This window comes from Stieleria bergensis (assembly GCA_007745635.1).
Lineage (GTDB): Bacteria > Planctomycetota > Planctomycetia > Pirellulales > Pirellulaceae > Stieleria > Stieleria bergensis.
The window spans coordinates 1,310,259-1,333,618 of sequence record CP036272.1; the positions used below are offsets into that span (position 1 = coordinate 1,310,259).

Sequence of the window (23,360 nt, forward strand, 5' to 3'; positions counted from 1 at the left end):
TGATGAATCCACAACGCATCGAATCGATTGAGATCCCGGAACGCTTAGCGGAATTGCTGAGCCGATTCGGTCGTGCGCAATGGCGCGGTCTGATCAAGCGACGCTTGGCGATGGGAGTCCTTCTCATCTGGGCTGTCTTTATGGCGTGCTGTGTGGTGGAGCGTTTGCAGGCGATCCCTGCGCTGGTTCGCGCAGTGATCCTGATCGGCATCGTGTGTGTGGCCCTGTTTCAGTTGCTGCAGATTTTGATCTGGCCACTACGGCATCGTGGTTTGATGGCGTTGGCCAGTCGGTTCGCTCAGGACCAACACGACAGCCAGCACGCCGATTTTGCTGATCGACTTTTCGGCGCGATTGAACTTTCGCAGAATCCACGTGAACTCGCACGATCGAAAGACCTCTGCCAGGCTTCGCTGCATCGGTTAGATCAACAAGCGGGGCCACTCGATGACCGGCTGTTTGATGATTCCAGCCCGTCGATCTGGCGCCGAGGTCTGGTGGCGTTTTTGCTGGGCAGCTTGCTCTGCATTGCTGCGATGCCAGCGGCTTGTTGGAACACGACGCAGCGAGTGTTGCTGCCGTGGCACTCCATTGAACGATACACGTTTGTCGCCAAGCCATCTTTGCCTGCGATTGTGCATGTGCCAGTCGGTGAAACAAGTTCTTGGTCATTGCAATTGCCCAGCGGCGGACGCTGGATTCCCGCCACGGCAACCCTGGCCGGGGAAGATTGGAGCCAATCAGCGGAGCTTGTAACTGGTGGCGATGAACAGCTTGCAGGGCGTTATCCATTTGAAATCCCCGGTCTTCAGCAGCCCAGTGAGTTAACCGTTCGGGTCGGTGACCTGCAGATCACGCAGCGTTTTTCCCCTGCGTCTCGGCCTGTTTTGAAGTCGCTGGACGCGGAGGTCTGCTTGCCAAACTATCTGCAGTTGGCCGATCAAGATCCTTGCCTGAAAACCACGATCGATGATGGGGTGTTTGCGTTGGTTAAAGGGGCCAGTGCCAGTGTGCTGGCGACCTTTTCGAAGCCTCTCTCGCATGCCACTGTCAATGGAAAAACCATTGCAGTGACGGGGGATCGGCTGGAGATCCCCGTCGACGGGCAGGATGAGATCTTGGTGGATTGGGTCGATGAGCTGGGAATCGCTGTTGCTGAGCCGTTGTTGATCACGGTGGACCGGTTCGATGATCGCTTGCCTGCATTACAGGTCACACACGATCCTATCGACCAGCGCGTGCTGGATTCTCAGCCCTTGGAGTTTCGGTTGCTGGCGGAAGACGATTTTCGTGTGCGTGAAGTCACCTTGCACTGGCGCAGTGCCGACCAGAAAGGACAGCGCGTGCTTGGTCCCGCGCAGCGTTTGACGGTGACTTCTTTATCCAATGACCAGCCTGTCCGATTGCCTCTTCAGGCGGTCTTTCAAGCTTCAGCAATGCATGCACCCAACGGGCTGGTGGAATTGCAGTTTTCGATCGCTGATGACCATCCGGAACATCACCCGGTCTTCAGTCAACCGATTGAGTTGCAGGTGTTGTCGGCAAACGATCATGCGATCTGGCTTTCCAACCAGCTTGAACGTTGGCAGCAGTCGGCGTTAGATTTGCGTGATCAAGAGCTACAGTTGTTTCAACGGAATCAAACCTTATACAGTCAGCCAGCCGATCGGCGTGATGCAGATTGGGCAGAACAGGTTTTTCGCCAGGCTCGCGAAGAAACCATCAATGCGCGCCAATTGCGACAGGTCGCTGCCGAAGGAAAACGTTTGCTGCAGATGGCGGCTCGCAATCAACGTGTTGAGGTTCAGGAACTTGAGACGTTGGCGACCAGCGTGAGTGCATTGAGCAAGATGGCCAATCAGCAAATGCCCGAGGTGAGCAAACTGTTGAAACAGGCTGCGGACCTTGCCGATGCGAGTCTGGCAGCGGCGATGTTGCCCGCAGCCGACCCGTCTGCGGACGCTGACATTGCCAAAGACCGCACGAAACCGGGAGACACGGATAACGAGTCGCCGTTTCAAGCTGCTGCGGACACGGAAACCACCCAAGGTGATCTCAAGCCGGGGCAGGGCAGTGCAGAGACAAATGCAAATGCAGAGACCAATGCAACCGCTTCGTCTAGCGACGGTTCCAAGCCTCGTTTAGGGCTGCTAAGCACCAACGTCGTTGACACCTCCGGACGCAAAGTCAAACCGACCGCCCCAAGCAAGGCGGAGGGGCAGCAGCAAGTGGACCAGGCCTTGGCCGAAGCGATCGAGCGGCACACGGAACTGGTCGCACAGTTCGACGAGGTCGCTGATCAGTTGAAGGCCTTGTTGGGCAATCTGGAAGACAGCACGCTGGTTAAACGTTTAAAGTCCGTCAGTCGAATGCAGAATCGCTTGTCGGTTCAGCTAAGTCATCAGATGGAACGGCGCTTCGCCCAGCCAGCTGACCAGAGCGATGCAGAGGTGGAGCCGTTGGTTCAGCAGGTTGCTGAAGCGTCTAGGAAAGTCGGTTTGGTGATGGATGATCTGGATGCTTTTTGTGAACGTCGCGACGTGCCTCATTTCGCCCATGTGTTGGCTGAAATGAAAGCATCATTGGTGACGCAAAAGTTATCTCAGTTAGAAAAGGACGTGGTTGATCGTCCTGGACTGGCATTCAGTGCAGCCGAATACTGGGCGGATACCCTCGATCGCTGGGCCGATGATCTGGTGCTGCCTGGCGAGCAACAAGAGCCGTCCAACAGCACCCTCAAGAATCCCAAGTCGCTCTCGCCAAAGATCCTCTTGGAACTGATGCGAATCTTAGAATCCGAAGTCAACTTGCGGACTCAGACTCGCATCGCCCAGCAAGGCAAGCAAGCCATGGAGCCCAACGATTACATGGCTGAGGCGATACGGTTAAGCGAAACGCAAGACTTGTTGCGAGATCGAATGGACGTCGTCATCGATACCTTGATCGCCGTCCCTGAAGGTCAAGTACATTTTCGCGGCGAAATCGATCTGCTGGGGTTTGCTTCGGACGCGATGGTTGACGCGACAAAGACGTTGGTACAGCCAGAAACTGGGCCGCCCGCTATCGCCGCGCAAACCGAGGCCATTGAACTCTTGTTGCGAAGCAATAAAGTCAATCCGGACACCAGTGGCAACAGTCGCCAGGGCAGTCAAGGTGGAACGACCGATCAGGCTGCATTGACCTTGTTAGCTGAAGGCTTGAACGAGAAAGCCATGCAACGTGATTCGGAGACACTGCTGTCAACGGGCGGGCAGAATCATCGCGTGCCGCAAGTGATTCAGTTCGGGCTGCAAGAGTACTATCAGCGGCTTGATCAGCGCCGGCGTCCGGAGCCTTCGTCGCCGTCCAATCAGGAGGCGTCGCAATGATCTCACGTCGAAATGCGTTGGCGCTGCTCGCTGGCACACCGCTGGCAGGGCTGTCATCCGTTCAGGCTCAGCCGCCTACCGGTGATGCGCCCTTGACGGATCGAGGTTACATTGGCAGTGCGGTGTCGCGCGACGTTCAGCAAATGTACAAAAAGGGCTTGGCTTTCCTGCAAGCGACACAAGATGCGCGTGGCACTTGGCCAGCTGGTGAAGGTGCGGGGGCGGGCACGACCGGTCTGGCCCTGTTGGCTTGTCTAGCATCCGGAGTGGACCCTAATTTTGGTCCCTTTCGACAAGTGATTCGCAAAGGGCTGCGGCACCTGATTGACGTGCAGTCACTGGTGACCGGGTACATCGGTCCAAGCATGTACCATCACGGCTTTGCACTGCTGGCATTGTGTGAAGCGATGGGCAGCGTCGATGACACGCTGGTGTTTGATGCTGACGATCCGCAAGAAAAACGTTCGTTGGCGCAAACGGTTGAGCTCGCGGTGCGGGCAGCGCTGACGGCTCAGAAACGCAATCGACATCGGGCTTGGCGTTATTCACCAGGAGCCAATGACGCCGATACCTCGGTCTCTGGCGCCGTGATGATGGGACTGTTGGCGGCCAGGAATGCCGGCGTCGAAGTGCCCGATCAAAACATTGATCAAGCGCTGCAATACTTTGTATCGATGACCGCCGAAGATGGCACTGTAGGGTACGTTGAATCCGGCGCCAGTGGTGGAGAGTCGATCGCTCGTAGCAGTCTCACTCACCTGGTCTTGGCACTGGCAAAACGGAGTGATCTTGCCGCCTATCAGGCGACTCTTGATTATCTGTTGGCGAACTTGGAAACCGAGCCGAGTTGGCCCGAGTATGCTCGTTACTATCAAGCACAGGCGTTGTTTCAAAGTGCTCCCAAGCAATGGAGCCAATGGAACCGCACACTGATTGCAAAGTCCTTGAAACTGCAACGACCCGATGGCAGTTTTCCTGGAGAGGTGGGTGTCACCAATAGCACCTCCATGTCTTTATTGGCCTTGGCATTGAACTTTCGTTTCTTACCCATCTATGAGCGATAGGACGATGTTGCGACCAAGGATTTCTCGTGTTTGGCTGTCAATCATTTGGCTGCTCGGTGGGACGCTGGGGGCAGCCCGCGGGCAAGCTCCTGAGCTGAAGTTTGTGTTTGACGATCAAAGCCACTTTCTCGGCCGGCTGGTTTCCCAAGATGCAGCCGACGTCAAGCAAGGCCTGTTGAAGCTTCATCAGCAACAGTTCGCTGAATCCTTGAAGGTTGATCGCAACGCGTTATTGGAAGCCGTTCTACAGCAGCATGCCTCCAACTACGAAGTCCCTGCGGCACAGGGCAATCAGATCGGGGTTGTTGTCACGCAGGCCGGCAATCGCTATGTGGGCACCATTCAGTCCGGGAAAGAGGGACGGTTGACGATTCGCACTCAGTCCGTAGGCGTTGTCGAACTGCCGCAGCAAGAGGTGGCGCAGATCTACCCCGTGAGTCGACTGGTCAAGGACATTTACCAATTGCGCTCGGCTAAGCATCGTGTTGATCGTTCGCCGCAATGCGGATTCACGCAGCAGGGATTGGTGCTTCATCAGCCGCAGACCTGGGCTCGGATGCGATTTGATTTGCCTGATCGATTTCGCTTGCGTTTGCAAGTCAGTGCAAGTGCCGATTCGGATTGGGAATTGCTGCTCGGTGACTGGTCTCTGCCGGTCGAAAACCTGTCTGGAACGGTGCAGGTGGGCTCGGTGCCTCGGTCGCCCCAGCAACAGCAGATGACCAGTGTTCAGGTCTGCCAGGGCAGTGTGTCCTTGGTGCGATCCAATGCCAGCGTCTCGGATGCAGCGGCAATTCCGGTGCAGGCACTGCAGGACGCCTCAGGCCAGAACCTGGACGTCGACCTCTATGTCGATCAAGTCAAAGGAACACTGATCGCTGCTGTGAACGGCAAACAGGTCGCTGCAGCGGAGTTGCAAGATCAAGAACCTGTGCGCCGCCAAGAACTGACACTGCTCAATCACGGCGACACATTAGTCGTCAAAGGCTGCTTGCTAAGTCACTGGGATGGTGAACGATTGCCAACTGCCCCCCTTTGGAAGCAGTCTCCGGGTGACAAGCAATCGCTCACCCAGCCATGTGTCCTGACCCGTGATGGACACCGGCTTTATGGCTCGATCAGGCTAACCGGTCAGGGCAGTTTGCAAATCCAAGAACAAACCATCCAATGGAATCAGATTTGGCAGGTTAACTTTCCAGCTGACCAAGTGGAACCATTTGGCCGCATCCCCTCAGGGGCAACCTGGACGCTCAAGGATGGCTGTCGGGTGACGGGGACTCTGATTGGTGTTGATCAAGAGCGGTTTGTGGTTCAAACCAACATGACAACGCCGCGCAAGTTCACCGTCGGTGATGTGATCCAGTGGTCGGGGCGTCCTCAACAGATCACCAGCCCACAGGGCAGTGATAATCCTGGCGTTCAGGAAAAAACAACCGCACGATTGATCGCCAGCGACCTGGCGTTGCTGGGACGCTTGCATGATGACCTACCAGGCCAAGTTGGTTTTCAATTCCAGCCAGCGATCGCCGCCGAACCGGTGCGTTTGTCCAATGATAGCGAGTGGCGGATCGATTTTCTGTCTCCTCAGCCAGAGTCGGCTTCCAACGCTGCGGAAACGATTCATCTGCGGGATGGACAGCGAATCAAAGGCAAAGTGGCCCATTTGCAGCCGTCGGGATTGCAACTTGATGATTCTTTATTTGGTACACGCAGCCTCCCTCCAGCTGCCGTGGGCTGGATTGATTTCCTGCCCGCTGATCCGCTTGATCCTGCAGCCTGGAATCTGGCCATCAGTTTGCCTCGTAATCAGCGGCAGGATCCACCAGCCCATCTGTTGGCGTCGGCGAACGGAGATCTCTTGCGTGGCAGCGTCTCTTGGCTTGACCAAACCGAGGTGATTGTTGGGATTCGGGGACAGAGAAGGTCCTTGTCGCGGAAGTTTCTGTCTCGGTTGATCTTCGTTCAGATTCCCGCCGCCGATTTGACTCGCAATGAGTTCGATGATCCCAAGCCGAAGGCTTTCAAGGGAATCACGGTTTGGACCGCAGACGACGATCTGGTTCAGGTACAAGCTGCGACCGTGCACCAGCAACGATTGCAGCTAACGCATCGACTCTTTGGCCAAGGCAGTTTGCCTCTGAAAGACATTCGATGCATCTGCTTTGGCAATCCAGGCTTGCCCAGAGAGTTGCAGGAGTTGCAACAGTCGGCAGAGTTGGTTCAGGGTGGTGAGGCGAGTTTGTTCTGGCAACCGATGAAGCAACCGCGTGATTTTGAAACGCAGGATCCTGTGCAAGCGGAACCCGCTCCGGCAGTTCCGCCCGCTCCGGCGGCGCCACGTGGTAAGTAGCGCTGGTAAAGGCACTCATTTTGTTGTGAGTTACCACAATTTAGGATTCATCGAGCTTTCATTTTGGTGGTTTTGGCAGCCGATAGGCTGCAATTTGCGTTGATTTGCGCAGCTGTGTTTCTGTGGGGCTGCGTAGGGATAGTTCCTTAGGGTGGTTCTGGATGGTCCGGATGTCTGGCATGGGATGGTCAATCTAGTTATTTTGGTTGCATTCATTGTTTTGATTTTTTGGCGTTTGGATTCGCCATTTACCACCCATTGGAGTTGATCATGTTGAAAGGTAAGCGTCGCCAAAACAAGCAGGCCCCTAGGAGGCGAGGTCACAGAAAGTTATTTGGCTGGCAGCGATTGGAAGATCGGCAGATGTTGGCGGCGGACACTGAGCTGCTAGTCACTCACGGTGACATTTACGATGGACCCGTGGTTGATTTGACGTCGCCCACTGGCGAGATAGTCGAGACGCTTGTGATCAACGGTGTTCATCGCTTCGACGACACCGGTCCTGAGTCTTGGTCAGACAGCGTCGTTGATGCGAATGGTGACTTATGGATCTTGACTCGTTCGGCATCCCCGAGGCTGTTTCAAGTCACACGGAGTGATGGATTAGAATCCGCAGAATTCGTGCAGCGGCATGTCTTCAGTGGATTCACGATGAATGCATTCACGACGGTCCCGACTGACTTAGCGATCTATGGGCGCAGTTTGTTTATCCTTGATAACTTGGATCCCCTGGAGTATGCCCCAGGGGCTCACACCGCTGATCCTGGAACGGCAGGGATCGTACAGTACGACATTGAAACAGGAACGACTCAGCACTTTTCCCAAGGTAAAGACTATACGTCGCTGTGCGTTGGCTTGGATGGTCTGTTGTATGCTGCTGGCAAAGAGCAAGTGGTCGAGGGAGTGCTGATCGACAATGTTGGTTACTTAGATGTAACGTTCGAAGTCGATGTTTATGATCCCGAAACTCTGGAGCTGATCGAGACACGCACGCCGCGTTTGTACAATGAATTCTATCAGATTCCGTATTGGGTTCAGTCTCGAGTCACCAGTTTTACTGTCGACCATGATGGAACAATCGTGATGGGATTCGATGGCAGTGGGTTGCTCAGGTTTGATGCAAATGACTTCTCCGACGGAAGTGACTTTAGCGATCCGGCGCAATATTTTCCATTAAACGACGTCGAAGGTGTCACCAAAATCAACCTGAATGCAGATGGTGACTTGGTTTACAGTACTCGCAATCCCAACATGCTGTATCGGGGAACGACTGATTTTTCGGTTCCGTTCTCTCGAGTTGGTGTTCGGCCTGTAGGTCCGCCAGCGGTGACCTTTAATCATCCAGCGATCTATGCAGACAACGCGAAGCCGCAGGCGGTTGATGATGTGTTCAGCGTGGCCGAGCAATATGGAGACTTGTTGGACGTGCTGGCCAATGACACCGATCCAGACAATGACCTGCTGGAGGTGCTCTCTGCCACCCAGCCTCTCAACGGAACCGTCACCGTCAATGAAGACGGGACGATCATGTATGTTCCCACCGCTGGGTACCTGGGCAGTGATAGCTTTGAGTACACCATTGCTGACGAACGAGGTGCTCGCAGTACGGCAACGATTAACTTGATGGTGGAAACAGCAACTGCTGAAATGAGCGACTTGATTGCCGCTGTTGAGACGATGCCTGATGCATCAAGTAAGTATCTGTTGAATCGCTGGGTGAACGTGATTGAACGACGTTTGGAAGCTGGCCAAACGACTTATGCTGTCGTGAGTCTGGCAGCCTTCCAACGCCGATTGAATATTGAAGTCTACCGAGGCCGATACACCCAAGCTGACATTCAGGAGGCTTACGACATTGCTGGTAGCATCCGTGAAGGCTTGGTTGAAGAGGATTCCAGCTTAACTGGGTGGAACAACTTTGTGGTTTGGTACTTCCGTCTATAAAGCCTGCTCACGATTGAACTGATTCACTGGACACGGCCATTGCGATTTGCAATGGCCGTTTTCAGTTGGTCTGAACCGTTCGTCGGTTGTGTGCTTGCACGCACCAATGCTTCATTCGTCGGTTGTGTGCTTGCACGCACTGGTTTGAACATCTTCAAGCACCGGTGGTGCGGATGCGGAAAATCGACATGATTGCGGCCCAACGGTGCGCTGCCATTTCATTGATGCGTGCAAGCACGGCACCTTGCCTGGCTAACCCGAAGCTCTTCAGCGCAGGGTCCAGTGAGTCACTGCACGGATGGGTCGTGGATCGAGTTTTCAGCAAAGCCTCGATTTCGCAGTAAACAAGCGTCACAGTGACCGCAGGGGACGCCGGGTGGCAAGGGGTCGTAACAGGACAGCGTCATGGCATAGTCCACGCCCAGCGAGAGGCCTTTGGCGATGATTTCTGCTTTGGTTAGATCAATCAAGGGAGTGTGGATGGTCAGTTTCTCACCTTGGACGCCTTGCTTAGTCGCCAGATTGGCCATCGTTTGAAAGGCTTGAATGTATTCGCTGCGACAGTCTGGATAGCCACTGTAATCCAGTGCGTTGACTCCAATGAAGACATCGTTTGCGGCATGTGTTTCCGCCATCGCCAGCGCTAACGAAAGAAATACCGTGTTCCGTGCCGGGACGTAAGTGATTGGGATCTCAGCGCCGATTTCATCTGCGGTGTCATGCTTGGGAACGATCAGGTTTTGATCGGTCAAAGCGGAACCGCCAAATTGAGCGAGGTCAATGTCAACCACTTGATGGCTTGCCACTTGGAATTGGCGAGCAATGTTTTCGGCGCGTTGAAGTTCGTATTGGTGTCGCTGCCCATAACGAAAACTCAAACAGTGCACCCGATAGCCTTGCTGTTGTGCGATCGCAAGACAGGTCGTGCTGTCCAGGCCACCGGACAAGAGCACGATCGCTGCGGGATTCGCCGCGTCGTTGGCTGCGGGACTGGATGCAGTGGGCTGGGAATTCATCAACTTTTCCTACGCGTTGGGGACGTCAGGTTTCTTCCAGAGCTTGCGAGAGATTGATGGCAGGTAGGGCGTCCAGTGATCTTGGTTTCCCATGCTGGATTCAATCAGGCTGTCAAACGAGGTCACTTTGGCGTCCAGGTTGTCGATATGGTGCAACGCAATCGCTTCCATGGTTGCTGGGAGGCAAGGACTGCCGTATTCCCTTTGTCCATGGTGTGAAACGATCAGGTGCTCCAGGTGCAAACGCAACTCTGCTGGAAAAGCTTGCTCGGTTTCGGTTTCGTACTGGGCAATTTTTTCGCCAAGCATTTGGATGCCAATCACAATATGCCCCACGAATTGGCCGCGATCGCTATAGGTCAGTTCGCCCTCACAGAGAATCTCTTCGATCTTTCCCAGGTCATGCAAGAAGGCACCAAAGGTCAGCAGGTCGGTGTTCACCCGTTGGTAGCGCGGCCCCATGAATTGACAGATTTCCATCAAGTCCACCGTGTGTCGGAGCAGGCCACCGGGATAGGCATGATGATTGGAGACGGCTGCTGTCGCTCGCCGAAAGCGTTTCATGAACGATTCGTCATTCAAATAACAGCTTGCCAGTTGCTTTAACGGTGGGTTGGTCAGTCCCGTCAGGATTTCGATCAGCGTGGTTTCAGCCTCGTCGGCCGCGTCGGCATCAAAGCGATCGAAGTCGGCGGGATTGACCGTTGGCGGGTCTGCCACAGCGATGCTGGAAAGAATGATTTGCAGTGCCCCTTGGTGGATCTGCGTTCGTCCGGCGCACTGAACATAGCCACCACGTTCTAGCTGATCATAGGTGTCGTTGTCCGCATTCCACAGCATGGCCACAATTGTGCCAGTGCGATCGGTCAATTTCAGCAGCAGGTACTGGCTGCCTTGGCGGTTGGTACGCTGTTGTTTGTCGCCGAGGACAAAGACCTGGTCAATGCTCATCGCATCGGCCAGCTGGTTGATCGGTTTGCGAGGCTTGGAGAGCTGACTTGCACCGGCGCCGTTGTTTGATTGATCCATAGCCGAAGTGGGATTGGGGGAAGTGCTAGTCATGCGGTTGATCGTTCAAGCCATGGCGATGGAAAACCGCGCCGGGAGAAATGGCATCTCGTGCGGCTGTTGGACGGTTTTCCGAGTCAAAAATGTAGGCAGACCCATGCACGGGAACCGAAGGCTGTTCCAAGACCGGTCCAGTTACCCTCAATCCTGCCGACGATGGTTCTATCGGTCAGTCAATTGAACCGTATTGCTAAAGGATTGGCGACCCCGCAGGAAGCTAATTCTGGGAAAACTCCTCCGAGTGAAAAGGGCACGTTGGCACAGAAATGCTCCCCCGCAGGGCTGCTTTGCGACAGAAAAGCTTTGGTTTGGGGCAACTGTCGCTATACTGGGGGCCATGTCTGACTCGTCTCCCTTTTCGACGGATACCTCGCCGACCAGCGTCAACCTGGCGCGTTCTTCGCGCAGTTGGACGCAGGCGGAAAGCGCTGCAGGGTTCATTTTGCGATATCTGTCGCCAATGAAGTCGCTGTTGATGGAAATCCTGCCGGCGGAAGCGGACACTGACCGAGCGCTCAAGCGGTTGCTGACGCACTTGGTCTCCGCGGGCTTTGGTCAAAAACACAATGGAAACCTGCGGCAGTTTGTTGCCATGGCGATTCGCTCCTGTGTCAAATCACACTTTGCCGAATCGAAAACGCCACTGCCAGAAGCCGTGCAACATCAGCTGGCCAGTGTCGGAAATGATTCGGACCGATGGAGAGGCTTGTGGCGAGACTGCTTGCTGCAACGTGCGTGGCGAGCACTGGAGCGACTGGAACACCAGGATCTTTCCCGGCCTCTGTTCGAGCTGCTCTGGATCACTGAACACGAGGGTGATCTGCCCACTGCCGATTTGATTCGCCGTGTGGCTGAAAAGACCCAGATTGAGGTGCCGGTCGGCCGAGTTGTGCCATTGCTGGCTGAGGCACGCATGCTGTTTGCACAATTCTTGGCCGATGAGGTCGCCGAAACGTTGCAGAATCCCGATGTCGGTGCAGTGCACGCTGAAATCGCCTTCCTGCAGCTCGAAACTTACTATGACGGTGTCCCACTGTGACGTGATGACACAGAAAGTCACTGGCTTGTCGAGGACAGGCTTCCCACTCACTGGAAAAAGCGGAGCCATTGGGCACTGCCTGTTCGCAATGCCACAGCAACCGGGCCTCTGACCGCTATCGCTGCAGATTGATTTGGAAATTCACGCGGCTTGTGACATAATAGAGGGACGCAATGGGTTGAAGATGCGTTCATTCGATGCCAGCCCGTTGTCCCCACCCCCTATCCCACCTCCATTTTGCTGACAATTCCTATCGGCGCTGATTTGTTATCAGTGGTTCTGGCTGCTTTGGTTGTTTGTTGATCTGCTGAGCACTTGTTTGTCCCAGCGCGTCGGAAAACAACGAACGCTGTGTGCATGAAATCCCCTGTTTGAGTTCCCGTTAAAATGGCTGTCGCCTGGAGCTCGTGGACAGCTGCTATGTTTGAACGAAACGCTAGCGACTGTGGGCGTGTTTGGGAGCCGGTTGCAAGATCGGCTCGACGAAACGCGCAGGAGTTCGCCCGGGCAGGCGGATGGTTGCCAAGACGCCACATTATTGTCGATTCGCAAAATACTTTGCATTACTTCACATCACTGGTCTACGGATTCAGGTCGATGCCGATCATGATTGAGTTTGATCTGCATTGCTTGCTCCGTTTTCGAGGATGTCTGGGAGAAAACACCTCATGAAGTTGCCATTTCACCGTCTCAACCTGATGCCAACCTGCTTCGCGCTGTTGTGCGTGTTGTTGTGCTTGTCGCCAAGCTTCACGTCCACTGCACATAGCCAAGGTCCGGCCGTTGATGACGAAGGTCGTGTGGTGAATTTTGAACGTGACATTTTGCCGATTTTCCAGAAGCGATGCCTCCAGTGTCACAACGTCGACAACGCCAAAGGGGACTTTCAAATTGATGACCCCGAGTATGCGCTGAGTTACATCGACGATACTGACGACGTTGATGCATGTACGTTGTGGGCCGACTTCCTGGTCACCGACGACGAGGACACGATGATGCCACCGGTCTCCGAAGGTGGCCCGCTGACGGCGCAGGAGTTGTCTCTGATCAAGGTTTGGATCTTGGAAGGCGCGAATTGGCCCGAAGGCTTGATCATCAAAGCGGCTGGCGAAGAAGACGCCGGTGATCAGCCTGCCGCCGAGCCTGCTGCAGAAGAAGAGGCGCGATCCTTCCTGTCACGCGTCTGGGCCTTTCAGGGCTATTTTCACCCGGCGACGGTGCACTTTCCCATTGCTCTGTTCCTGTTCGGCGCGTTCTTTGTCGTCGTCGGCGTGGTCAGGCCTTCACTCGGAATGCAGATCCCTTTGGCATGCCTCTGGTTTGGTGCGTTGACATCGGTGGTCGCCGCCGCGATGGGCTGGGCCTTTGCAGCCGAGCATGGCTATGGTTCGTGGTCGAAGGTTGACATGGATAGTGAGATTTTCTGGCACCGCTGGAGTGGAATCATTGTCAGTGTGCTGTCGGTGATCTTTTCACTAGTGGCCTTCAAAGCAGTCACCGGCAAAAAGCCGTCACTGCACAAAGTTTGGAAACTGGGCTTGTTGGTGTTGGCTGGCCTGGTTGGCTTGGTCGGTCACCAGGGTGGCGAACTCGTCTATGGCAAGGCAATGTACACCAAGGCCTTTGAATTGATCTTGGGACCTGCTGAAGAGCCAGCCGAGGAAACTGCGGCAGCGGAAGAACCTGCAGCGGAAGAACCTGCAGCGGAAGAACCTGCAGCGGAAGAACCTGCAGCGGAAGAACCTGCTACGGAAGAACCTGCTACGGAAGAACCTGCTACGGAAGAACCTGCTACGGAAGAACCTGCAGCGGAAGAAACTGCTGAGGCAACCACGGACACGAGCAGTGAGGCTGCTGACAGTGACGAGCCAGCGACTGACGAGCCAGCGACTGACGAGCCAGCGACTGACGAGACCGAGTGATTCTCTGAATCCTCCGCCCGCTCCTCTGAAGTGATCATGCCCATTGGTTGGCAGGGTCACTTTCTCGTTTCGCTGCCCGGAACCCGTCACCTGGCCAGTCTTGGCCTCTTCATCGTCGTCGATTGCACGTTACAATGACCAACTCATTGGTGGTGTATCAGGAATCAGACGTTCCAGGGGGGGAGTTGCCGTGGCCAAGCGAGCAAAAAAAAATCCATCAGAGCAGTCTCAGGCCAGCAATGGCGTGGCGGCAAGTGCAGCGGCTCATGGTTTGGTCAAGAGCTCTCGAAAAAAGCTGAAGCAGGATTTTCCAGATCGCTTTCTCAATCGTGAGCTCAGCTGGTTAGGGTTCAACGAGCGCGTTCTTGCTCAAGCGGCCGAGCCCACGCTGCCCATTCTGGAACGGGCTAAGTTTCTGGCCATCACTGGATCCAATTTGGATGAGTTCATGATGGTGCGAGTGGGCGGATTGAAAATTCTCCGCCAACGCAATCCATCCAAACAAGATCCCGCCGGCATGCTGGCTAGCGAGCAGTTGCAAGCTGTCGCCGAACGAACGCATCGATTTGTTGAACGTCAATACGAGCTCTGGCGTCAGCAGGTCGGGCCCCAGTTGGCAACCTCGGGGATCGTTGAGATCAATCTGAGTGAATCCGAAGGCACCGAACTGCGTTTAGCAACCGAACGTTTTCAGCAAGACATCTTCCCTGTCCTTTCACCACAGGCTGTGACTGCGGATGCGTTTCCGATGGTCCGCGGTTTGGGCATGCATTTGCTGGTGCGTTTGGAAATCGACGCCGAGACACGTTTGGGGGTGCTCGCTGATTCTGCTGACGAGGACGGTCAGCAGCGTTTTGAGTGGGCGTTGCTACCGATGGGCCGCACCTTGCCGCGGTTGATGCCGAGTGCCAGCAACCATCGCATGGGCTATGTGCTTTTGGAACAGCTGGTGCGGCATTTTGTTGCTGAGTTTTTCCCCGGTCGGAAAGTGCTTGAGTGCACTCCGTTCCGAATCACACGCAATGCTGATATCGAGTTACGAGAGGACGAAGCGTCTGATTTGCTGGGCGGCATGGAGGAAGTGCTTGAAAGCCGACGCTTTGCGCGAGCGGTGCGATTGGAGTACTGCGCGACCGCCAGCGAACATGCTGTTGAATTCCTGCGTCAGGTGCACGACTTGGATCCCCAGGATCTTTATCCCATTCAGGGACCTTTGGATCTTTCGTTCTTGTTTAGCTTGCATTCCGTTGATGGCTTTGAAAAACTGCGAGATGAGGTTTGGCCAGCGACTCCTCACCCCAAGATTGATCCTGATCAAAGCATGTTCAGTACCATCGAAGGTGGTGACTTATTGCTGGTGCATCCCTATCAGCAGTTTGACTCGGTGGTGCGTTTGATCGAAGAGGCGGCAGTGGATCCTGACGTGTTGGCGATCAAGCAGGTGCTGTATCGAACCAGTAAAAACAGTCCTGTCATCGCAGCCCTGGAACGTGCGGCAGAACGCGGCAAGTATGTGACCGCGATTGTCGAACTGAAAGCGCGTTTCGACGAAGCGCGTAACATTGAATGGGCGCGTGAGATGGAACGCAGCGGCGTGCAGGTGATTTACGGCATTCATGGGCTGAAGACACATGCCAAGATCTGCATCATTGTCCGCCGTCAGTCCAATGGCATTCGCCGCTACATGCATTTTGGCACCGGCAACTATAACGAAGTCACCGCACGCATCTATAGCGATGTTTCGCTGCTGACCTGTGATGAAGTGCTCGGTCGCGATGCAACGAATTTCTTCAATGCCGTCACGGGGGCCAGCCAGCCGGTGGAAATGGAAGAGCTGGCCGCGGCACCACTGCAACTCCGGCAGCGTGTCTTGAACTTGATCGAAGGGGAAACCCAGCGTTGCATGCAGTCAGGGCATGGCAGGATCATCGCCAAGCTAAACGCGCTGGTCGATACCGAAGTGATCGATGCGCTGTATCGAGCCAGTCAGGCTGGCGTCAAAATTAAATTGAACATTCGTGGCCAATGTTGTTTGCGACCAGGTGTCAAAGGTCTGAGCGAGTCGATTGAAGTGGTGTCCATTGTCGATCGATTCCTAGAGCATGCGAGGATCTTTTGTTTTCATCAAAACGGCAATGAGAAGGTCTACATTAGCAGTGCTGACTGGATGCCTCGCAACTTAGATCGTCGGGTTGAGTTAATGGTCCCCGTCAGTGATCCGACTTGCAGTAGCCGGTTGCGAGATGTCTTGAACGCTTACTTCAAAGACAACGTCAATGCCTGGCGGATGCAGGCAGATGGCCGTTATGAGAAAGTGCCCACTCCCAAGGACGCCGCCTATCGAGTGCAGTACGAGCTGTATCGACAGGAAGTCGAGCTCTCGTCGATCGCTCAGTCCAGTCGTCGGCAAACCTTTCGCCCTGTCAGTGGCTCTAGCTGAAACGCGATCTTGCCATGAGTGATAATCCGTACGCGCCGACCGTTGAAACGTCTTTACCTCTGGAGTCCCAGCAGGCATCGCTGTTGTTGATTGCTAAGCAAACGTTCTTAGCATGGGAGAAACTGCGGCTTGTTTATCTGGCCGTGTTGGTGCCGTTTACCTTGTTGCTAACAGGGGAGGCCCTTTTCCAAGTCGAAGTGTTTTGGCTGGTGATTGGCGGAGGTGTGTTTGCCAATCTGTGTTACTTCGCCGGTCCTCTGGTCGAAACCTATGTCCGCTGGTTGGGATACCATCAGCGCTGGCCGCGTTGGTGCCTGTTCATCACGGGCACTTTGTTCACGATGGCCCTGGCGATTGTTTCGCTGGCAGTGTTGCAGTTTCCTACGCCAGCGTAACAGGTTGGCGGTCCCGCGAGCACGCCTGTCTTCAGCGTACTTTTCCGTCGGCTACATTGGCGCTGATCGGCCTTGGTGTCAGTCCAGCAAGGACGCAGATTGGTTACTCGTCGGCTGGCTGATTCAAGATGAATCCAGCAAAGGCCCAGCCGAAGTCCGTGCGAACCCAAAAGCCACCGCCACTGTTGAGAGAATCTTGAATCTCTGAAAACGGTGGTAGGGTCGATCCATCAATGGGTTGGCGTTCTTTGTCGCCCTGGGGCTGCACGACGCGGCGTAGCAGTCGAGCCCAGAACGAGTCGCCCTGTTTGAGCTTTCCTTGACGGAACAGTTCATAGCGTGCCCGAAGTGAAACAGACGGCCGGACAACACCGAAGGCTGCGTAGCTTTGATCGGGTCCGCAGAGTCGTTGAAGTTCCGTCATCACGGTTTTTGTATCCGTCGTTTTGGACAACGCGTTTTCACCGGCTCCTTGATGGATGTTGTTGCCAACTTGAAGCAGCAGTTCAGCGCTGTTCGCGAAGACCAGGTAGTCTTTCTGCTCTTCGTCTTGACTGGTGATCACACCGAGGGCGATGTGATCGAACAGTGGTTCTTCGTTGGCTTCTTCTGATTCGTCTCCGAATTCACCGCCGTCTCCAAACAGGTCCTTCAGGTCGTCGTCCAGATCCTCTTCAAGCTCTTCGGTGTTTTGGATTTGCCACGCTTCGAAGGTGTCAACCTCCAGCGGTTTGGCTGACGGTTCGGCCTTCATTGCCTTGCCAACCACGGTGTTGATCTTTTCGGCATCGGTGACTTCAATGGCGATGGCAAAGCCGCCGGACGGTCCCTGGTCGGTTTGATCGCTTTCGCTTAGTAAGACGATTTCGTCGCCCAAGTGTGGCAGGAAGTCTTTTGCCAAGTCGATCATTGGGCCCTGTGGGTCGTCACGGATTCCTTCCAAGACGGGGCGGAAGATGTCTTCGGCCAAGGCGTCATTGATCACCGGTTCAGCAGCCCAGAAGGCGGTTTCGATGCGCCAGTACAGGTGAGCGAATGAACCGGCTTGGTTGCTAATCCAGCCTGGGACACCGGTGTCGGGGCCGTTGAAGGATTGCAGGATTTTGGCACCCTTTTCCAGTTTGCCAGGCGCAAGGATGACGCCCTGGTGCAGCACGTCGTATCGATCGCCGGCCAACGAGCCGACTCCGCCGATGGCCTTGATGAAGTCAAAACCGTTGCGTTGTAGCAAAGCGATGATGTCTAACTCATCCACTCGTTCGACTTTGACCATCTGGCGAATGATCTTGCCAACTTCAAACGGGTTGGCGTACCAACGCATGGCTTCATCAGCACCGTCCAGAGGCTCGGCTTGGTTGACGGTCTTGAGCTTGGCGAACAGCTCTTGGTAGCTTGCGGTGCCAGCGAAGCGGCCCGATTCGGTCTTACCTGCGATCACATCCAGCAAGTCCTGGATGACGGTCTCGCGATCTGACACAATCAGTCGCTCGTCGTTGTAGCAAATGGCCAGTTCATCGATGGTCAATTGCCCCGGTTTGCGCTCGTACTCGTAAACGATGATGGTCTCATCGCCATAAGTGACTTCTTTCTTTTTCGCGCCGCCTTCAACCAGGTTGGCGTCGATTTCCTTGTACTGCTGATCCGCTTTGACTTTGTTGCCGCGAATGTCAGCGATCAGGCTGATTGCATAGGGCCGATGATCTTGATTGAACGACATCCACGCGACGACGATTTCGCCGCTGCCAAGCTCGTACAGGTCCATCGGCTTGACGCCAATTTTCTTGCCAACCGAGGCCAGGAAATCGGAGGCCCGTTGACGCTGTGCGTCGATGAAGGGCTGCATCTTGTCGCTTTTCAGCAGTTGGCCAAGATCGGTTTGTCGCCATTGCTGACAGAACTGTGGCAGATCGCTGATCTGAGCCATGCACACAACCGATGTCGGCAGCAGATCGAGTCCAGACAGGTAACCGGCCTCTGCGGGCTCGGGTTCGACTGCCGGAACTTGCTCCTTAGAGGCCGAGAGGGGCTCTTGGGCTTTGGTTTCGTCTGATTCCTGCGCAGCGTCTATTGAGAGCACGGCAGGTTGTTCCTGCTGTGCATCCGCAGTGCTTGACAGTGGCCCGGCAACGCCAAGGCCGGCGGTCAGTACGAAAAGCATCGTGGCCAACGCCAACCGGACGAGGCGATGTCCAGCTCGTTGCCGGTTGCCAAACGTCAGATCGGTGGCACGATGGAAAAGTTGCCTGATTCTCATAGCGGTTGTTTTCGGCAGCCAGAGTCCGCTGACCGTCGGTATCTTCTGAAAAACCCTCAGATTCATCGATTAAGCCTATTTAAGGCACCCCATTACCTGCAGTATCGACCGCCCAACAGTGACCACTTAGTCAGCGCTTACCAGCATATTTAGCAGGAAAGCTCCGTCAAGTTTGGGGGCATCGCTAGGAAAAGCGGCGGTCGTAAAATCTTATGCAAACATACCAGCTTGCCAGTCATCAGCAGCCATCGCAGGGCCATGACAAGCGTAAACCGACAGGCGGTCCCAGGGAATGTAACGATTCCTCGAATCACCCTATAGTAGCTGGGTTAGCTTGCATTCCCAATCGCTGCTTTCGGCAATCTCTCATTCGCCTGCCATCCTTTGGCGAGAGGTCCGCGTCGGGCTCAGCATCGACCAGTTAGGTCCCTTGCTGCCCCGTTGGCAGTCCCAGCGGTCGTTGAACGGCCTCGGGCGGCCTGCCGGGCCTCTGCCGCCCTGCCGGGTCTCTGCCGCCCTGCCGGGTCTCTGGCCAGCGATCAGCGACAGCAAAAATGACCGTTAAATTTGGCCGCAATGGCCTGTCACTCACACGCATCCCTGCCAGAATCTACGGCTTTAGCACCAGCGTCAATGACCTCTCTAAAAACCAGCCATGACCGAAAACAACTCCAACAGTGCGGAATCTAAGTACCAGAACCCTTTGATCCAGCGTTACGCCTCCAATGAGATGGCAACACTGTGGGGCACCACAAGACGTTTTCAAACGTGGCGGCAGTTGTGGGTTGCACTGGCTGAGACCGAGCAGGAATTGGGAATCGAGATCACCGATCAGCAGCTGGAGCAATTGCGAGCGTTCCAGAACAATTTGAATCTTGATGTGGCCAAGGAATACGAACGCATTCGTCGCCACGACGTCATGGCCCATGTCGAGGCCTATGGCGACCAGTGCCCCGAAGCGAAAAAGATTATTCACCTGGGGGCCACCAGTTGCTTCATTACCGATAACGCTGATGTCATTTTGATCCGTGACGCCTTGCAGTTAGTCGCCCAGCGATTGGCAGCCACCATTGATGCGATGGCCACCTTCGCTCAGCAGTATCGTGACCTGCCTTGCCTTGGCTTCACTCACCTGCAACCGGCTCAACCGACCACCGTCGGCAAGCGTTGTTGTCTGTGGGCCTATGATCTGATTTTAGATCTGCAAGAGGTCGAGCATCGCTTGGCCACGTTGTCGGCACGCAGTGCTAAAGGAACAACGGGGACGCAGGCGAGTTTTCTTCAGCTCTTCGCGGGCGACCATGACAAGGTGCGTCAACTGGAACGTCGCATCGCCGAAAAGATGGGCTTTGACAAAACCTATGCCGTCACCGGGCAAACGTATCCTCGGAAAGTCGACGCAATGCTGCTGGATGCGTTAAGTGGTGTGGGGCAGTCGTTGCACAAGATTGCCACAGACGTCCGTTTGCTGGCCAATCGCAAAGAAATCGAAGAGCCCATTGAAAAGAATCAAATCGGGTCCAGTGCCATGCCTTACAAACGCAATCCAATGCGTAGTGAGCGGATCTGCGCCCTGACACGGTTCGTGATCAGTTTGCAGTCCAGTCCCGCAATGACCGCGGCGACGCAGTGGATGGAGCGGACATTGGATGATAGCGCCAACCGACGCTTGGTGATTCCCCAGGCGTTCCTGGCGATTGATGCTTCACTGGTCTTGATGCAAAACATCGCAAGTGGTTTTGTTGTTTATCCAAAAACCGTTGAACATAACTTGGCAAAAGAACTGCCGTACATGGAAACGGAAAACATCATGATGCGAGCGGTGGAGGCTGGCGGCGACCGCCAAGACCTGCACGAACGGATTCGAGTTCACAGCCGCGAGGTTGCTCAACGTGTCAATGCAGAAGGCAAACCCAATGACATGATTGAGCGATTGAAGAATGATTCGGCCTTCTCAGCGGTCGAGTTTGAGACGGAGATCAATCCGCTCGATTTCGTCGGCCGAGCTCCCGAGCAGGTCGATGACTTCATCGAAGATCAAGTCAAACCGATTCGCCAGCGTTACAGCAACAGTGAATCGCTCAGCGTTGAAGTTCACGTTTGATTCGGAAAGCCAGCCACGGTTCGAAAGCCAAAACCGCTGATGGCAAAACAGTAGGGTGCCGTGCTCCCGCAAGCGGGAGGATGTTGTTGATAGCGCCGTTGACTGAACACTCCCGCTTGCGGGAGAGTCGAGCGTCAGCGAGGTGAGGGGAGTGCCGGGATAAAACCGGATTGAGATAGGGAATGAAAGTGTCCTACGTAGAAAGTCTAGCCAACTGCTATGGCCTCCATCGGAGGTGCAGAGAGGGTAACCGATCTGTGCTGAGCGTCCGACAAGGGGGGAAACGCAGGCCAGCTATTGAGCTCCGAAATCTGAACTTCCGTGTGCCGACCCGGTCCCTCTATGGGGAAGGCAACACCGATGGGTTCGTCATTAGGCGAGAACCCATCGGACACGGCGGAGTCACGAGAACCTGCGCATGCGTGGAAATCTCAATCGCGAGAACCGGGAGATCCGATCGGCCACTGGCAAGTATCCAGTGCGGGCAGCGAACCGTCCAGCGGGAAAGGCTGCCATGAACGCTGATCGGAAGTCGGATGAGTCCATAGTACTGCCGACACAGGCGAACAACGCCGGAACTGAACCGGCCGCGGAGTCTGTCGAGGAAAGGGACTCAGCCAAGATGAGCACCTCGCAGCACGATCGACCCCGAACTTCGAGTCGGACCAAGCGTCGTTCTCGCGGGCTGCTGGGTGTGCGCGAAACAGCGCGGGACTGTCCTGCGTTGAAGTTCGAGAACCTGTTGCATCACATCAACGTTCCCCTGCTGCACGAGGCCTTCGATGATTTGAAGAAATCTGCCGCAGCGGGCATCGACGAGGTGACTTGGCAGCAGTACGAGCAAGACCGAGAAGCCTCGATTGAGGCTCTACACGGTCGTATTCACCGGGGTGCCTACCGAGCGAAGCCCTCCAAGAGAATCTACATTCCCAAAGCCGATGGCCGGCAACGTCCGATCGGCATCACGGCCCTGGAGGACAAGATTGTCCAAAAGGCAACCGGGTGGGTCATGCAGTGCATCTACGAACAGGATTTTCTCGGATTCAGTTATGGTGGCCGTCCTGGTCGCGGCGCTCACGATGCACTCGATGCGTTGTGTGTCGGCGTGAGCAGCAAAAAGGTGAACTGGATTCTGGACGCCGATGTGAAAGGCTTCTTTGACAACGTGGACCACCAATGGCTCATGAAGTTCATCGAGCATCGCATTAGCGACAAACGGATTCTCCGTCTGATCGGAAAATGGCTTCGAGCCGGTGTCAGCGAAGACGGTGAGTGGTCCAAGACGACGGTGGGGACTCCGCAAGGAGCGGTGATCTCGCCGCTGCTTGCGAACATCTATCTTCACTATGTGTTGGACTTGTGGATCGACCACTGGCGAAGACAGCGCGGCCGCAAGGACGTCGTTGTGGTTCGGTACGTCGACGATTTTGTGATTGGGTTTGAGAGCAAAGCTGATGCTGAAATGTGCCTGGAAGCACTCCGGGAACGTTTCGGTAAGTTCGGCCTTGAGCTTCATCCCGAAAAGACTCGCTTGCTCGAGTTTGGTCGTTATGCGATCGAGCGCCGATCTGAGCGAGGAGACGGTCGACCGGAGACGTTCGATTTTCTCGGTTTCACGCACCGCTGTGATACCAGCCCAAAGACGGGGTGGTTCATGATTCGCCGCGAGACGATCGCGAGCCGGATGGCTCGTACCCTCTCGGCAATCAAGGCGGAGCTTCGTCGTCGGCGACACCAGTCAGTCGGCCAACAAGGTCGGTGGCTGGGTAGTGTGGTCCGCGGCTGGCTGGCCTACTATGCCGTCCCAGGTAATGTGAGCCGCCTACGTCGATTTCGAGACGAGGTTAGCCGTCTATGGTTGCGTACGCTTTGTCGTCGCAGCCAACGGCATCGCTGGCCTTGGCCTCGCATGAAACGGTTGCTGCTGACCTACCTCCCTCACGCCAAGGTACGCCACCCGTATCCAGATCAACGATTTCGCGCCCGAATCAAGGCAGGAGCCGTATGAGACAACACTCAAGTACGGATCTGTGCGGGGGGCGGCCGGAAACGGCCGTTCCTACCGTGACTGAAGTGGTTGGCAACGCCAACTGCCAACCAGCCACAGCGAAACCCTCCCCGGCCGGCCTTGAGACAACCAATGCCGCCGCCTTGCAAATCGGCACATTCACAAGCGCGATACCACCGCAAACCGGCCGACTCTCCCGCAAGCGGGAGCGGCTGTGTTAGATGTCAAGCGTTTTGTGGATTTTCCCATGTTGTATTTGTTTTGACCGTTGTGTTGAGTGTGATGAGGATTTTGCGCATGCATGCGGCAATAACGACCTTTGGAGGCTTGCCTTGTTCGGTCAGTCTCTTGGAGAAGGCTGCGATCGCTGGGTTGTATCGGCGAGCAC

Annotated in this window: 14 protein-coding genes; 11 read left to right on the plus strand and 3 right to left on the minus strand. The window is 55.2% G+C overall.

All coding sequences use genetic code 11. The annotated features are described in order from the left end of the window. Window positions 1–2: 2 nt before the first annotated feature. The 4 genes from SV7mr_RS04310 to SV7mr_RS04325 all read left to right on the plus strand — a co-directional run bounded on the left by SV7mr_RS04310 (window position 3) and on the right by SV7mr_RS04325 (window position 8,726). Window positions 3–3,368, plus strand: a complete 3,366-nt coding sequence (locus SV7mr_RS04310) for a hypothetical protein (protein WP_145269551.1) — start codon at window positions 3–5, stop codon at window positions 3,366–3,368. After that, window positions 3,365–4,432: a prenyltransferase/squalene oxidase repeat-containing protein gene (locus tag SV7mr_RS04315; RefSeq protein WP_145269553.1), complete on the plus strand. Its 1,068-nt coding sequence runs from the start codon at window positions 3,365–3,367 to the stop codon at window positions 4,430–4,432. Before SV7mr_RS04310 ends, SV7mr_RS04315 begins: the two co-directional genes overlap by 4 nt. 4 nt (window positions 4,433–4,436) lie before the next feature. Then, window positions 4,437–6,782, plus strand: a complete 2,346-nt coding sequence (locus SV7mr_RS04320) for a hypothetical protein (protein WP_145269555.1) — start codon at window positions 4,437–4,439, stop codon at window positions 6,780–6,782. A gap of 270 nt (window positions 6,783–7,052) precedes the next feature. Next, window positions 7,053–8,726, plus strand: a complete 1,674-nt coding sequence (locus SV7mr_RS04325; protein WP_145269557.1) for an Ig-like domain-containing protein — start codon at window positions 7,053–7,055, stop codon at window positions 8,724–8,726. A 287-nt stretch (window positions 8,727–9,013) separates the two neighbouring features. Here SV7mr_RS04325 and queC read toward each other — a convergent pair whose 3' ends face one another. Together queC and SV7mr_RS04335 are read right to left on the minus strand one after the other, a co-directional pair. Continuing rightward, complete coding sequence (queC, locus tag SV7mr_RS04330; protein WP_145269559.1) at window positions 9,014–9,742, minus strand: 7-cyano-7-deazaguanine synthase QueC; 729 nt, start codon at window positions 9,740–9,742, stop codon at window positions 9,014–9,016. Window positions 9,743–9,751: 9 nt separating this feature from the next. Continuing rightward, window positions 9,752–10,804, minus strand: coding sequence for a 3'-5' exoribonuclease YhaM family protein (locus SV7mr_RS04335; RefSeq protein WP_419188075.1), 1,053 nt, complete (start codon window positions 10,802–10,804; stop codon window positions 9,752–9,754). Window positions 10,805–11,147: 343 nt separating this feature from the next. Here SV7mr_RS04335 and SV7mr_RS04340 point away from each other — a divergent pair, with 343 nt between their 5' ends. The 4 genes from SV7mr_RS04340 (at window position 11,148) to SV7mr_RS04355 (ending at window position 16,606) form a co-directional block, all read left to right on the plus strand. Then, window positions 11,148–11,849, plus strand: coding sequence for a hypothetical protein (locus tag SV7mr_RS04340; protein WP_145269561.1), 702 nt, complete (start codon window positions 11,148–11,150; stop codon window positions 11,847–11,849). A 668-nt stretch (window positions 11,850–12,517) separates the two neighbouring features. Further along, window positions 12,518–13,771, plus strand: coding sequence for a DUF2231 domain-containing protein (locus SV7mr_RS04345; protein WP_419188076.1), 1,254 nt, complete (start codon window positions 12,518–12,520; stop codon window positions 13,769–13,771). Window positions 13,772–13,961: 190 nt separating this feature from the next. Further along, on the plus strand, window positions 13,962–16,211 hold the full coding sequence (ppk1, locus tag SV7mr_RS04350) for a polyphosphate kinase 1 (RefSeq protein ID WP_419188077.1): 2,250 nt from the start codon (window positions 13,962–13,964) through the stop codon (window positions 16,209–16,211). Window positions 16,212–16,225: 14 nt separating this feature from the next. Continuing rightward, window positions 16,226–16,606, plus strand: a complete 381-nt coding sequence (locus SV7mr_RS04355) for a hypothetical protein (RefSeq protein WP_145269565.1) — start codon at window positions 16,226–16,228, stop codon at window positions 16,604–16,606. A gap of 103 nt (window positions 16,607–16,709) precedes the next feature. On the opposite strand, the gene SV7mr_RS04360 is transcribed toward SV7mr_RS04355, so the two are convergent. Beyond that, window positions 16,710–18,764, minus strand: a complete 2,055-nt coding sequence (locus tag SV7mr_RS04360; RefSeq protein WP_145269567.1) for a hypothetical protein — start codon at window positions 18,762–18,764, stop codon at window positions 16,710–16,712. Between the two features lie 27 nt (window positions 18,765–18,791). Here SV7mr_RS04360 and SV7mr_RS04365 point away from each other — a divergent pair, with 27 nt between their 5' ends. From SV7mr_RS04365 to ltrA, 3 genes are all read left to right on the plus strand, one after another. After that, window positions 18,792–19,013 (plus strand): hypothetical protein, encoded by a 222-nt coding sequence (locus tag SV7mr_RS04365; protein ID WP_145269569.1) that lies wholly within the window; start codon window positions 18,792–18,794, stop codon window positions 19,011–19,013. 502 nt (window positions 19,014–19,515) lie between these two features. Further along, on the plus strand, window positions 19,516–20,964 hold the full coding sequence (gene purB, locus SV7mr_RS04370; protein WP_145269571.1) for an adenylosuccinate lyase: 1,449 nt from the start codon (window positions 19,516–19,518) through the stop codon (window positions 20,962–20,964). Between the two features lie 724 nt (window positions 20,965–21,688). Continuing rightward, complete coding sequence (ltrA, locus tag SV7mr_RS04380; RefSeq protein WP_419187352.1) at window positions 21,689–22,972, plus strand: group II intron reverse transcriptase/maturase; 1,284 nt, start codon at window positions 21,689–21,691, stop codon at window positions 22,970–22,972. Window positions 22,973–23,360 lie beyond the last annotated feature (388 nt).

Bases quoted from the DNA above. Each gene is read 5' to 3' on its own strand.
- SV7mr_RS04310 (WP_145269551.1), top strand. From the start codon at position 3: ATGAATCCACAACGCATCGAATCGATTGAGATCCCGGAACGCTTAGCG.
- SV7mr_RS04315 (WP_145269553.1), top strand. From the start codon at position 3,365: ATGATCTCACGTCGAAATGCGTTGGCGCTGCTCGCTGGCACACCGCTG.
- SV7mr_RS04320 (WP_145269555.1), top strand. From the start codon at position 4,437: ATGTTGCGACCAAGGATTTCTCGTGTTTGGCTGTCAATCATTTGGCTG.
- SV7mr_RS04325 (WP_145269557.1), top strand. From the start codon at position 7,053: ATGTTGAAAGGTAAGCGTCGCCAAAACAAGCAGGCCCCTAGGAGGCGA.
- queC (WP_145269559.1), bottom strand. From the start codon at position 9,742: ATGAATTCCCAGCCCACTGCATCCAGTCCCGCAGCCAACGACGCGGCG.
- SV7mr_RS04335 (WP_419188075.1), bottom strand. From the start codon at position 10,804: ATGACTAGCACTTCCCCCAATCCCACTTCGGCTATGGATCAATCAAAC.
- SV7mr_RS04340 (WP_145269561.1), top strand. From the start codon at position 11,148: ATGTCTGACTCGTCTCCCTTTTCGACGGATACCTCGCCGACCAGCGTC.
- SV7mr_RS04345 (WP_419188076.1), top strand. From the start codon at position 12,518: ATGAAGTTGCCATTTCACCGTCTCAACCTGATGCCAACCTGCTTCGCG.
- SV7mr_RS04355 (WP_145269565.1), top strand. From the start codon at position 16,226: ATGAGTGATAATCCGTACGCGCCGACCGTTGAAACGTCTTTACCTCTG.
- SV7mr_RS04360 (WP_145269567.1), bottom strand. From the start codon at position 18,764: ATGCTTTTCGTACTGACCGCCGGCCTTGGCGTTGCCGGGCCACTGTCA.
- SV7mr_RS04365 (WP_145269569.1), top strand. From the start codon at position 18,792: ATGTCCAGCTCGTTGCCGGTTGCCAAACGTCAGATCGGTGGCACGATG.
- purB (WP_145269571.1), top strand. From the start codon at position 19,516: ATGACCGAAAACAACTCCAACAGTGCGGAATCTAAGTACCAGAACCCT.